The sequence below is a fragment of the Streptomyces sp. N50 genome (assembly GCF_033335955.1).
Taxonomy (GTDB): domain Bacteria; phylum Actinomycetota; class Actinomycetes; order Streptomycetales; family Streptomycetaceae; genus Streptomyces.
In genome coordinates, this window is sequence record NZ_CP137550.1 from 1,204,906 (window position 1) to 1,217,963 (window position 13,058).

The following is a 13,058-nucleotide window of genomic DNA, read 5'->3' on the forward strand; positions in this document are numbered from 1 at the left end:
TGTGCGCGGGACCAGTCACCGCCCGGGCAGCAAGAGCGTGTTGGCGTCGGGGAAGGGGCGCTGCCACCAGGTCAGCAAGGACGGCCAGGACGGCAGGGCCGTAGCGGACGGCTGGGACGGCTCGGGGTTCACGCGGCGGGCCTGTTCACGCGGATCAGGGTCTGCTGCCCGTTGGCGACGAGCTTCCGGGTGCCGTCGTTCTGGACTCCGTAGACCTCCAACTGGCAGACGGTCAGGGTGCGTCCGGGTTTCAGGACGGTGCCGATCGCTTCGAGGTGGTCGCCGGCGGCGGGTGCCAGGAGGTTGATCTTGTACTCGACGGTGAGGACCTCGGAGTCCTCGTCGAAGAGGGTGAGCGCGGCGTAGCCACCGGCGCTGTCCGCGATGGTGCTGGTGGCGCCGGCGTGGACGTAGCCGTGCTGTTGGGTCAGCTCGGGGCGGACCGGGAGCACGATGTGTACGCGGCCGGGTCCGATGTGGGCGAGGCGCGCGCCGAGGTGGGACATCAGGCCCTGGAGGTCGAAGCTGTCCTGGACCCGCTTCCGCACCTCGGAGCCTGCCTGTTCCTGCTGCGTCGGGTCTTCCACGTACGTACTCTCCCTCGGTCCGTGTCGGGTTCTTCAGCGGGCCAGGCGTTCCACCAGAAGGAAGCCGCCGATGGCGATCATCGTGACACCGCTGACGCGGGTGACGACCCGGGCGGCCGAGGGTCTGGTGCTCAGGACCGTACGGGCCAGGACTCCGACGGCGACGTAGACGACGGCGCACGCGGTCAGGTGCACCGTGCTGAGCAGCCCGGTCTGCGCGGCGACCGGCCAGCCCCTGGCCGGGTCGATGAACTGGGGGAACAGCGAGAAATAGAGCAGAAGCGCCTTGGGGTTCAGGCCGCTGATCCCGGCTCCCCTGAGCATGACCCGCACGCGGGAGGCGTCCGCGCTCTCGTCGGCCGCCGCCGGAACGGCCGGTTGCCGCAGGAGACCCCAGCCCAGCCACAGCAGATAACCGGCACCCGCCACGGTCAGTGCGGTGAGCGCGGCCGGGGAACCCGCCACGAGCACCGCCAGACCCGCGACGGCCACCAGCGCGTAGGCCGCGTGCCCGGCGATCAGCCCTGTGACGGCGGGGACGACCGAGCGCCCCCGCAGCCCGGCGGAGATCGCGTAGGCCCAGTCCGCGCCCGGCGTGAACACCAGAAGCAGGTCCACAGCCAGGAAGGCCGCCAGCGTCGTCGTGTCCATCGGTCGTTCCCTCTCGCGTGTCGTGCTCTGGAGGGAAGGCTAGGCCGCATACACCGGAAGGTGTTTGCGTATTTACCCCATGATCGCGCGATCCGAGGGAGAATCTTCCCCATGGACGCCCTGGACCGGAAGATTCTCACCGAGCTGCAGCTCGACGGCCGCCTGACCATCACCGAGCTGGCCGCCCGCGTGCGGCTCAGCGTCTCGCCCTGCCACCGCCGGCTGCGCGACCTCGAACGCGCGGGGGCGATCCGCGGCTACCGCGCCGTCGTCGACCCGGCCGCCGTCGGCCTGGACTTCGAGGCCCTCGTCTTCGCGACCCTGCGCTGGGAGACGCCCGACACCGTCACCGCCTTCGAGGAGGCCGTGACCGCCGTCCCGCACGTGATCCAGGCGCAGCGCCTGTTCGGCGAGCCCGACTATCTCCTGCGGGTCGCGACCGCCGATCTGGCCGCGTTCCAGGAGCTCTACGACCAGCGGCTCGCCCGGCTCCCCGGCGTCCAGCGCCTGACGTCGACCCTTGTCATGAAGAACGTCGTCCAGGACAGGCCTCTGCCCGAACAACCGGGCACGTCCTCGGCCCCCAGTTAGTCCTTCCCGGAATCGGGTGCCGGTCGACCCCGCCGAGCCGTGAGCACCGGCTGGTAGAAGCCGCTGTCCCCCGGCTCGTGCCAACTGATCTCGGTGAAGCCCGAGTCGGACACCGCGGTGCTCAACTCCCCACGCGTCAAAGCCCAGTACGCGGTACGACGCACCCGCACCTCCCAGCCGCCGCCCTCCCCCGGCACCAGCTGGAAGTGCTCCAGGTCGTAGCGTTCGCCATCCTCGCGCCAGTGCCACAACTGGAAGGTGATCACCCGGCCCTGGGCGGTCGTCGACACCTGCGGGGGCGTGGACGCGGGACGGGCGGCGCGGATCCCGTCGTAGTCCCGGACGCTCAGCACAAGGAGCCCGTCGTCGCGCAGGACCCGGCGCATGCCGGTCAGGGCCGTGCGCACGTCGTCGGCGGTGAGCAGATGCGGCAGCGAGTTGTCGGCGCAGACGACGACGTCGAAGGCGGCTGCCCGGTACGGCAGTGCGCGCATGTCCGCCACGGTCACCGGGAGCCCGACGCCCCGGCTCGCGGCCTCCGCGGCGGCTCGTGTGACGGCGGCCGGGCTGAGATCGCTGCCGACCACCTGGTGTCCGACCCCGGCCAACCCGATCGCCTGTGTGCCGATCCCACACGAACAGTCCAGTACCTGGTGTGGCCCCGCACCCAATCGGGCCCGGACGAGTCCGTCCAGCGCCGCCGCCTGGCGGGCCATGCTCGCGTCCCAGTCCGGGAAGACCAGGTGGTAGTCGGCGGCGAGCGCGTCGTAGAAATCCCGGACGGAGGACATCACTCCCCCGCCTCCAGCACCGCCATCGCCGCGTTGTGCCCCGGCACCCCGCTCACGCCCCCGCCGCGCACCGCGCCCGCCCCGCACAGCAGGACGTTCGCGTGCCGGGTCTCGACGCCCCAGCGGCCGGTGTCGTCCTGGGCGTACGGCCAGGTCAGTTCGCGGTGGAAGATGTTGCCGCCGGGGAGTCTGAGGTCGCGTTCCAGGTCGAGCGGGGTCTTCGCCTCGATGCAGGGGCGGCCGTCCGCGTCGGTGGCCAGGCAGTCGGCGAGGGGTTCGGCGAGGTGGTGGTCCAGCTGGGCCAGTGTCGCCTTCAACAGCTCGTCCCGTACGGCGTCGTTGTCCCGTTCGAACAGCCGCGCCGGGGTGTGCAGGCCGAAGAGCGTGAGGGTCTGGTAGCCGTCCTCGACGAGGTCCCGGCCGAGGATGCTCGGGTCGGTGAGCGAGTGGCAGTAGATCTCCGAGGGCGGTGCGGCGGGCAGCGAACCGGACGCGGCCTGGGCGTGCGCGGCGGCCAGTTGGTCGTAGCCCTCGGCGATGTGGAAGGTGCCGGCGAAGGCCTCGCGGGGGTCGACCGAGGTGTCCCGCAGCCGGGGCAGCCGCTTGAGCAGCATGTTCACCTTGAGCTGGGCGCCCTCGGCGGGCACGGGCGGCTCGTCGCCGGTGAGGGCGGCCAACTGCTGCGGCGAGGCGCCCACGAGGACGTGCCGGGCGGCTACGGTTCCCTCCCCCTCGGCGGTGCGGTAGGTGATCTCGGCGGCGCGTCCGTCCGTGTCGATCCGTACGGCCTCGTGCCCGGTGGCGAGTACGGCGCCGGCCTCGCGCGCGGTGGTGGCGAGGGCGTCGGTCAGCGCGCCCATGCCGCCGACGGGCACGTCCCAGGCGCCCGTTCCGCCGCCGATGACGTGGTAGAGGAAGCAGCGGTTCTGGGCGAGCGTGGGGTCGTGGGCGTCGGCGAAGGTGCCGATGAGGGCGTCGGTGAGGACGACGCCCCGGACCAGGTCGTCGGTGAAGTTCTCCTCGATCGCGACGCCGATCGGCTCCTCGAAGAGCATCCGCCAGGCGTCCTCGTCGTCCACCCGGCGGCGCAACTCGTCGCGGGTGGGCAGCGGTTCGGTGAGCGTGGGGAAGACCCGCTGCGCGAGGCGGCCGGTCATGCCGTAGAGCCGCTGCCAGGCCGCGTACTCGCTCTCGCCGCCGGTCAGCCGGGCGAAGGCGTCGCGGGTGCGGCGCTCGCCGCCGCCGACGAGGAGGCCGGTGGGGCGTCCGTCGCGTTCGACGGGGGTGTACGACGAGATGGTGCGGCCGCGGATACGGAAGTCGAGGCCGAGGTCCCGGACGATCTTCTTGGGCAGCAGGCTGACCAGGTACGAGTAGCGGGACAGCCGTGCGTCGACCCCGGCGAACGGGCGCGTCGACACGGCGGCGCCGCCCGTGCCGGCGAGGCGTTCCAGGACGAGCACGGAGCGGCCGGCCCGGGCCAGGTAGGCGGCGGCGACCAGGCCGTTGTGGCCGCCGCCGACGATGACGGCGTCGTACGTGCGGTGTCCGGGTCCCTCGTGTGCAGGCATGGTTCTTCGTAACACGAGGTGATCTAGGTCGGCCAGGGGTGGGCCGGTTGTGGGCGGTGGGCGTTGGTGGATGCGGGTGGGTGCGAACCGGGCCGGACGTTGGCGCAGCGGGGTTGCATCTGCGGCGGAGTGAGGGGCGCGTCGGGTGTGCCGCCTTGGGTTGATTCGCGGGTGGCGCGCCGTGGGGGCTGGTCGCGCAGTTCCCCGCGCCCCTTTGGGGGGTTGCCTCTGGGGGGATTGAACTGCGGGCCGGCGTGGATCTCAGTGGCCGCCGGCAGCCCGCCCCTGCCTGAGTGCCGCCACCCGGCGGTACAGCTCGGCCGCCTCGGCGTTGCGGCCGAGCTGTTCCAGGCAGTGGGCCTCGTCGTTGCGGCTGGCGAGGGTGTCGGGGTGGGCGGGGCCGAGGACGCGCTCGCGGGCGGTGGCGACCCGGCGGTACTCGGTGAGGGCGTCGGCCCAGCGGCCCAGCCAGCCGAGGCCCACGGCGACCTCGCGGCGGCTGACCAGGGTGTCGGTGTGGTCGGCGCCGAGGACGCGCTCACGGATGGCGCACACGTCGCGGGACTCGGCGAGGGCCTCCTCCCAGCGGCCGAGGCGTCCGAGGTTGACGCCGAGGCCGTGGCGGGCGCGGAGGGTCTCCGGGTGGGCGGGGCCGTGGACGCGGGTGCGGTCGTCGATCAGGTCGCGGTAGAGCTTGAGGGCGTCGGCGCTGCGGCCGAGCCTGCCGAGGCTGATGCCGATCTCGTAGCGGGCGGCGAGCGTGTCCGCGTGGTCCGGGCCGAGTGCCTGGGCGCGGGCCTCGGCGACCTCGCCGTAGGTCTGGAGGGCCTCGGGCCAACGGCCCAACTGGCCGAGCGCGTAGGCGACTTCGTAGCGGGTGACCAGGGTGTCGGGGTGTCCGGGGCCCAGCACGCGGGCGCGCGCGGCGGCGACCTCGCAGGCCATGCGGTACGAGTCCTCCAGGCGGCCGAGCCGGCTGAGGTTGAAGGCGAGGTTGTGGCGGCAGCGCAGGGTGTCCGGGTGGTCGGGGCCCATCGTGCGTTCCCGGGCGGCGAGTACGGACGTGTACACCTGGTGCGCGTCGAAGTGACGGCCCAACTGGCCCAGGACGTACGCCATTTCCTGCCGGGCGGCGAGGGCGTCGGCGTGGTCGGCACCCAACGCCCGTTCCCTGGCGCCCGCGACGTGGGTGTACTCGTGCAGGGCGTCGGCGGCGCGGCCGGTGCGGCTGAGGGTGAAGCCCAGTTCGTACCGGCTGGCGAGGGTGTCGGGGTGGTCCGGGCCGAGGAGGCTGGTGCGTTCGGCGGCGACCGCGCGGTGCACCTCGCCGGCCTCCGCCCAGCGGCCCAACCTCCCTAGGCTCAGGCCCGCGTTGTGGCGTCCGGCCAGGGCGTCGAGCGTCTCCCGGGACGGCGCGGACGGTGACTCCGGCACGGGTTCCTCGGCGTGGCCGGTGGTCGGGCGGGCGATCCACTCGCCGGTGAGTCCGGCTCCGGCGTCCGGCGGGGTGGTGCGCAGTCCGGCGCCGGTCGCCTTGTGCCCGGTGGTCATCCCGCGCGTCCAGGACGGCAGACGCGCTTCACGGGAGGCCGGCTCGGACGCCGGTTCCGACACCGCTTCGGACGGGCGCAGTTGGGGCTGCGGGGTCACAACGGTCGGGACGTACAGGGGTGTCGTACGACCCATGGTGATCCGACGCCCCAACTCGCGGGCGTCGTGCGGACGTTGCTCGGGCAGCTTGGCGAGCAGGTCGAGGATGACCTTCTCCAGGTACTCGGGCACTTCGGCACGCCCGGCACGCGGCGGGCGCGGCGCGGTGTCGCGATGGCCGATCAGGATCGCCCAGGCGTCTCCGAGGTCGAACGGCGGTGCCCCGGTGGTGAGTTCGTACAGCACGCAGCCGAAGGAGTAGAGGTCGCTGCGCTGGTCGACCTCGGTGCCGCTGATCTGTTCCGGCGACATGTAGTGCGGGGTGCCCATCGCGATGCCGGTGCCGGTCAGCCGGGAGGTGAACCCGATGTCGGCGCCGAGGCGGGCGATGCCGAAGTCGCAGATCTTCACCGTGCCGTCGGTCAGCCGCATGATGTTCGCGGGCTTCAAGTCCCGGTGCACGATGCCCTGTTGGTGGCAGTAGGCGAGGGCGGAGGCGACCTGCTCGGCGATGTCGACGATGTCGGCGACGGGCAGCGGCCGCTGCTCGTTGTCCTCCAGGAGCTGGCAGAGATTGCGGCCGTCGAGCAGCTCCATCACGAGGTAGAGCACGCCGTCGGCTTCGCCGAAGTCGTGGACGACGGTCACCCCGCGGTGCTGCAACGCGGCGGCCACCCGCGCCTCACGCCGGAACCGCTCGCGCAGGACCCCGGTGAACGACTGGTCGTGGTGCGGGTTCAGCGGCTTGAGGCACTTCACGGCGACCTGCCGCCCCAGCGACTCGTCCCGGGCGCGCCACACCTCGCCCATGCCACCGCGCCCGATCAGATCGAGCAGGCGGTAGCGACCCTGGATCAGTCTGCTGTCCCCCATCTCCCGCGTTCGCCCCCGTCGGTGTTCGTCCCGCCCTCCCCTGGCTCGTCCAGTATGGCGAGCGATCGTCCGACTTTGTACGGGGGCGTGCGCGAGCCGGTCCGAGCCGTGACCCGGCACACAGGATGCGCCTGGACGGGTGGTGCCGGAGCACATGTGTGGTTGCGCAGTGCAACAGGGTGCGTGGAGCGCCTGGTTGCGGGGTGACGGTGGCGGGTACGGGGACCGGCTTGTCGGGGCACGGGGGTCGGTCCGCCGTAGCGCTGATGGGCGTACGACGGCAGGAAGATGTACGACGAGTGCGCCACGCGCCGCCGGAGCGCCTCGCGCTGTGACCAGGATCGGTAGTTGGCACTAGGCCGTGTTCATGACCTGCGCTGATGCCAAGTAGCGTCAGTAGCTCGAGGCACGAAATCGGAGAGATAGTTGGCACTTTGGTACACCGCAGGTCACAAGGGGTGTCACCACCGCCTGGCACGCGTTACACAAAGCGGCCTCGGTCACAGGAGTTCGGCCTGGCTCATGACGCAGGTGTGGCCGCAACACGGCGACGGCTACAGATCAGAACGAGCCCTGACCGCTCCCCTTCAGGCATGACAGTCGCCCGCCGAATCCCCGAGGCGCGAGTGGTGAATACGGTCGCCACCTACGAGGAGGCAACCCGCAGAACGGTCTCTACTGAGCCCGGCTCCCCATTCTCCTAACGGCTCTCGCCAGCGTATCCGTCCAGGCACACCACACGTCAGGGCTTGGGCCTGGGCGCCAGTCGTGCCGCCGAACGGCGGTATATAGCGGCGCAGCAGGTCGTGCTTGAACACGCCGGGCAGAGATTTGCCCTGCCAGTTGGCCCCGGCCTGTCCCCCTCGGCGTGATCCCCGCGCTGTTAGTGAACCACTACATGCTGTTACGCATGGTGAGTCACTGGCCTCCTCTACATCAAGCAATCCATGGACACGTTCAGTGGCAGGGAAGCCGGATTCTCGTGCTTGTCGCATGCTTCAGCGATGCGGTCTGCGTAGGCCGTTATGCGGCGGTGCAGACGCAACCGCTCCTTCTTCAGCTCGTCAACCACCAAGGGTCCAAGTTTGACCACTAGTGCGGCACGCGCAGCGCCTCGCGGAAGGGCCCGGACGGTGGGGCTGTGCGAGTAGTGGCCCTGCGTAACTTGGCACCAGGTGAGGACGGTGCCGAGGTCGGCATCGGTGTGCTCGTGGAGGAGACGCAGCCGGGGAATGCCAGCAGTGAGCGCTTGCCAGTGCGCTTCCGGCATGGTCCAAGGGGCAAGCGTGCGGCGGCGCCAGCCATAGTTAATGCGGTTCGGGTCGGCTTCTAAGTGGTCAGCGATCTCGTCGACCCTGGCTTCGAAGTCAGGCCAATGCCCTGGTGTCTGCAGTTCGTGGCCGAGCCGGGTCAAGATCTTCGCCGCCATGCTCCTTGTTGAGTTGAGTTCTGGAGCGCATGTGGTCCAGGGGGCGCCCGTGACGAGTTGGGCCAAGCGCAGCGAGGCGGCCTGCCGCAGGACACGATCCCACCCTGCCCGTCGGACGTTGGGTGGTAGCTGCTCGTGGAAGCTGCCGAAATAGGTGCGGTACCAATCCAGAGGAAGGCAGGAAGGAACATGGTCCAGGGTGTAGCGGCGGGTGTTGGTATTGAGATTTCGGTGGCCTTGACTGCCGTATCTACGCACTGCCATGGCACGGGCCAAGCGTGGAGAGATGTCCAAAGAGCGGGAAATCTGCGCGCCGTAGGCAGGGGCGCGGGCGTTCATCTCTCCGACCAAAGGCTGGAAGTGCTCGCGTAGTTCGGCTGGGTCGGTTGGACTGAGGAGAGCATCGGCAGCCAGGAGCAGCGCGCCACACTGAGCGGGGTCAGCGGGCGGGTCTCGGAAACCTGTGCGACGACTGCCGTGGTCGGAGGCTTGGAGGAGGCGGGATGCTCCGGCAACATGAGCGGCAACAAGGTCAGTCAGGGTGGTGCTGGGGAGCACGTGAGCGCCGAGCGGCCAGCTCAGTTTGACCAAATGGACGGCCATAATCAGGTCGTTGAAATAGTACCGGTCGATCGACTCGACGCCTGAAGCAAGGCGGGCCAGGATGTGCCGTTGGAAGGCTACGAGGAATTCGAGATCAGTTCCATTGGGTCCATGGGCATGTGCGTGGTCGAGGCGACTCGCGCACAGAACGGCTGGGCCGGTGCCGCCGGTGGACGGGACTGGGTTGCGGCATTGCAGCGGGTGCTCGACGGGCCGCGAGGCGAACTTGACGAGGTTGATGCGGGTGCGCGTGTGGCTGTTGAGCGGCTGGCAACAGCGAGGGCAGCGGTAGTGCAGGATGCGCTGGTGGCGGGGGCAGGCGAAGACAATCGGTAGGTGCCAGGTGAGTTTCCAGGCCCCACCGTGGATGTTTTGGATTTCGCTGCCGTCGCCTGCAAGGCAGTCCGGGCAGAAGCGGGTAGAGAAGTCCAGGGCCCAGTGAGCGCTGGCCATAGTTTGCGTGCGCTCGCGGATAGTGCGCACCTTCGTCAGCGGCGGATAGGCACCGACTAGGCTTTCCAGGGTGAGCGCATGTACTTCACTGGGCGTCAGGCACGCTGCGGCGGCCAGGTAACTGGCTCGCTCTGGGGTCAGGTACTGCAGCAGGGCAACGGGCAGCCGGTCTTGGCTGTATGTGAGGAGCCCGCAAAGTTCAGCTGTGCGGCCGGGAGAGCGATGCAATCTGTGCGACAAGCGCAGCACGAATCCCGCGAGGGACTCCTCGGGCAAGGGTGCGAGGCTGCGCGCCAGTCGTAGTGGCGTCGTACGAACCTTTCTACGGCTTCCTGGACCTGCAATTGCGAAACCGGAACCGGAAATCGCACGCGACAGGGCTCATCTCTGGACATTTAAGCAGCCTCCTCAAACCCACCCCCGTCCAGCCCACACCATTCACTCATACGTGTGAATCCTGCAAGAACGGCCGACTTCGGTGCGCTGCATACGTACCGTTATTGCCTTCTTGTGAACAGGCCTTGTGGCACGAGCGGTCGGGGGACCACCGATGAACTCAACTGGTGCCGGGCGAAGTTGGCTCCCTGAGGCTGTGACCTCCGCCGAAGCCGCATGGTCTGATGCATGCCAGCTTCAAGAGCTTGCGCTGCTGTACACCGGGGTCACGAACTATGCGCATATCTTGGATCTCGACGAGAAGTGGCCCGCGCGTTGGACCACGACGTGGAAGTTCGGCCAGACTCCGATCACCAGCCCGGTGCGCGACCTGGACAAGGTGGATCTTCGGCGGAGTGTTCCGGTGCGCCGCTTCACCTGGCGCACGGACCAGTTCCACCGCCCTGGGCTTGAGTACCTGATGGCGACGGACCGGCACCACGGCTTCGAGAGCCACGAGGAGGAACGCCTGCTCCTGGTCACTGATTTCGCCGTTGGTCTGGTGGAGGCACTGTGCCAGCCGTTCCGGCTGCGATTCTTCGCCGGCGCGAAGTCAATCCAGCACACGCCGGACTTCCTGCTGGTGACGGAGTCCGGGCTCTTACTGATCGACGTACGTCCAGCAGACCGGATTGATCCGGAGGACGCGCTGAAGTTCGCCGCAACAGCGGAGGTCGCTCTGTCAGCAGGCTGGCAGTACGGCGTCGTGGCGGGGTGGCGTCGACACGTGTGGACGAACGTCGATGCGCTCTCCGCGGAGCGGCGCCCGCTGCCGGATGTGCTGGCGACTCAGGGACAATTACGGGAAGCAGCGGCACAAGGCCCATTGCCGTTCGGCGAGTTGGTGGAACGCTGCCGATTCCCGGCAATCGGCCGGGCGCATGCAATCCACCTGCTCTGGTATCGCCACCTCGGCGTGGATCTCTCCGGACCGTTCGGGGACGCGAGGCTGGTTCGGCTGGCTCCCCGGCAGCATCACCGGGAACTGCCACGGTGAGCACGGTAGTAGATCCCATGTGGAACCTGGCGCCGGGATCCGAGCTGATCATCGGCGGCTGCGCGTGGCGGATCCGCTCCTGTCTGCCCCATCTCGGCCGGGTCACGCTCGCCGACGAGGACGGCGAGATGTGGAAGACCTCGCTGAGCGAGCTGATGCATCGCCCGGACTGCCGTCCCTCCACGCGGACCCGCACTGACCTGCCGGCCGCGGACCGGGGCCGGCAGCCCAAGGCGATGGATGACCTGGAGGAACATCAACGCGAGATCGTCATGCTTCGCATGGAGCACCTGCGGGAGGCCGAGACTGGGTATCGGAGCGGCGATGCGCTCGACGCACTCCCGCATGAACCGCGTCCGCAGTACAACCCTGACACCACGACGCTGACCCAGCGCCGCCATGCGAAAGCGAGGGAGCTGCGGAAAGCTGAAGCCGAAGCCCCCGCACAGGCCAAGGCGAACGGGCTACACCGGGCGAGTGTGCGCACGCTGGTCCGCTGGGACACCGCGCGGGCAAAGTACGGTCCGATCGGGGTCGCGGACGATCGGTGGCTGCGGGAAGCGACCGGGCACACGATCTCCCCCGAACTACGCGAGGCTCTGTTCGCGGTGTACGCCGAGGCAACGGACCGCCGCTCGAAGCTGACCATGCGGGACAAAGAGCGTCTCATCCACCAGTACGTGCGCGAGGTATTCGGCTCCGCGGACGCCGGACCCACTGACGGTGAAGCTACCGCCGCTGAACCCGCTGATACAGCAAGCGTGAAGATCCCCAACTACGACACCCTGCGAGCCATCTGGAAGGAGTGGTTCGGCTCCAACGGGGCGCGGCAGCGCTACGCCCGCTCGGCGGCGAAGGCGAAGCAGTATGCGACCGGCCGGCACATCGTGGTGCACCGGCCCGGCCAGGTGGTGGCGCTGGACAGCACGGTGTTGCCGGTGAAGGTGCTGGACAACGTGTTCGGCGACCCGGTGTCCGTGTATCTGACGCTAGCCGTGGACGTCTACACCCGCTCGATCGTCGCGTTCCGGCTCAGCCTCGTCTCCGACAAGTCGATCGATGTGGCGATGGTGCTGCGGGACATGATGATGCCGCTGCCTATGCGCCCGGACTGGGGCAAGGACGTGGAGTGGGCCTACCCCGGCGTCCCCAACACCGTGGTCGCGGAGTTCGCCGGCTACGAGGTCGCCGGACTGCCGTTCTTCCCTCCTGAGACCGTCACCACCGATCACGGCTCCGTCTACCGCAACCACCACCTGGTCGAGGTGCAGCGGGTCATCAAGGCGAACATCAAACCCAGTCGCGTACTGCGCCCTACCGACAAACACTCCGTGGAGCGGACGTTCGGCGCCATCAGGTCACTGCTGTTTGCCCTCCTGCTCGGTTACCAGGGCACGGACGTCGCCGACCGGGGCGTGGACCCGGAGGCCGACGCCTGTCTGACCGTGACAGAGATGGAACACCTCATCGCCACCTGGGTTGTCGAGACATGGCAGAACCGGCGCTTCGGCTCCTACGCCCCGAGTTGGGACCCGCGTGGCGACCACAGCCCCAACAGTCTGTTCGCGGCGGCGATGTCTCAGGGCGGTTTCGCGCTGCGGATTCCGCCCGCCGAGCTCTACTACCAGCTCTTGCCTCGGCACAAGGTCATGATCCACGGCAAGCGCGGCGTGAAGATCAAGAACCTCTGGTACGACGGCGAGGCCTTGGAGCGTTACCGCGGCGCGCTCTCCCACCGCGGCGGAACAGACAAGAACAAGTACGTCATCCACCGCGACCCACGCGATCCGTGTTTCGTCTTCTTCCAAGACCCGAATACGCACGACTGGCACACACTGCGCTGGACCGGCCTGCCCGAGGAGGGCGAGGTGCCCGCCTTCAGTGACGCCCGCGTCCGTGAAGCCATGCGCGAACTACGCAAGAAGGGTCTCGCCCCGAAGGCGGACACCGAACTCCTCCCGGCGCTCCTGGAGTTGATCGGCGGCAACATCCCGGTCGAGAAGTGGCCGACCCAGCTCTCCAAGCGGCAGCGTACCGAGCACGCCCGCGAGGTCGCCCAGGCGGCCGCGGCGGCCGTCGACCGGCCCAAAAACGCGGTCAAGAAGGAGCGGGCGACCCCACTCACCTCTGTTCCCGCAGCGCGGACGGGTTCCCCCGACGGCAAGGTCGTACCTCTACGTCCGAAGGACCGCCCTCAGCAGGTACACGACGCGGTGAACAGCGAACGCCGGCGCCGCCGTGAAACCGCGGTGCCTGACCATCTGTCCCCGCCCCCCGATCTGTCCGAACGGCTGCGCGCTTCAAGCCTGTTGACGCTGCCGGACGACGACTTCGACGATGACGACGCCACCATCACGGCCAGCGAGGCCGAGGAAGAGGCCAGCCAGTGACCTCGAAGCAGAACCCGCTGTCGTTCCTCCCCGGCCC

Annotated in this window: 9 protein-coding genes; 3 read left to right on the top strand and 6 right to left on the bottom strand. The window is 69.1% G+C overall.

The features are described 5' to 3' along the window. Positions 1-128: 128 nt before the first annotated feature. Complete coding sequence (locus R2B38_RS50045; protein WP_318022854.1) at positions 129-587, bottom strand: PaaI family thioesterase; 459 nt, start codon at positions 585-587, stop codon at positions 129-131. A 33-nt stretch (positions 588-620) separates the two neighbouring features. Then, positions 621-1,238 (bottom strand): LysE family translocator, encoded by a 618-nt coding sequence (locus R2B38_RS50050; protein ID WP_318022855.1) that lies wholly within the window; start codon positions 1,236-1,238, stop codon positions 621-623. Between the two features lie 111 nt (positions 1,239-1,349). Here R2B38_RS50050 and R2B38_RS50055 point away from each other — a divergent pair, with 111 nt between their 5' ends. Continuing rightward, complete coding sequence (locus R2B38_RS50055; protein WP_318022856.1) at positions 1,350-1,829, top strand: Lrp/AsnC family transcriptional regulator; 480 nt, start codon at positions 1,350-1,352, stop codon at positions 1,827-1,829. On the opposite strand, the gene R2B38_RS50060 is transcribed toward R2B38_RS50055, so the two are convergent. The 4 genes from R2B38_RS50060 to R2B38_RS50075 form a co-directional block, all read right to left on the bottom strand. Further along, positions 1,826-2,620: a class I SAM-dependent methyltransferase gene (locus R2B38_RS50060; RefSeq protein WP_318022857.1), complete on the bottom strand. Its 795-nt coding sequence runs from the start codon at positions 2,618-2,620 to the stop codon at positions 1,826-1,828. The two genes, R2B38_RS50055 and R2B38_RS50060, sit on opposite strands and share 4 nt — an antisense overlap. Then, positions 2,620-4,191: an NAD(P)/FAD-dependent oxidoreductase gene (locus R2B38_RS50065; RefSeq protein WP_318022858.1), complete on the bottom strand. Its 1,572-nt coding sequence runs from the start codon at positions 4,189-4,191 to the stop codon at positions 2,620-2,622. The genes R2B38_RS50060 and R2B38_RS50065 overlap by 1 nt, the downstream gene beginning before the upstream one ends. A gap of 261 nt (positions 4,192-4,452) precedes the next feature. Next, entirely contained in the window at positions 4,453-6,714 is a 2,262-nt protein-coding gene (locus R2B38_RS50070) for a serine/threonine-protein kinase (protein WP_318022859.1), read from the bottom strand. A gap of 931 nt (positions 6,715-7,645) precedes the next feature. Then, a complete protein-coding gene (locus R2B38_RS50075) occupies positions 7,646-9,475 on the bottom strand; it encodes a TniQ family protein (protein WP_318022860.1) in 1,830 nt (609 codons plus the stop codon). Between the two features lie 316 nt (positions 9,476-9,791). Here R2B38_RS50075 and R2B38_RS50080 point away from each other — a divergent pair, with 316 nt between their 5' ends. Then, positions 9,792-10,631, top strand: coding sequence for a TnsA-like heteromeric transposase endonuclease subunit (locus R2B38_RS50080; protein WP_318022861.1), 840 nt, complete (start codon positions 9,792-9,794; stop codon positions 10,629-10,631). After that, positions 10,628-13,021, top strand: coding sequence for a transposase (locus tag R2B38_RS50085; protein WP_318022862.1), 2,394 nt, complete (start codon positions 10,628-10,630; stop codon positions 13,019-13,021). The genes R2B38_RS50080 and R2B38_RS50085 overlap by 4 nt, the downstream gene beginning before the upstream one ends. Positions 13,022-13,058 lie beyond the last annotated feature (37 nt).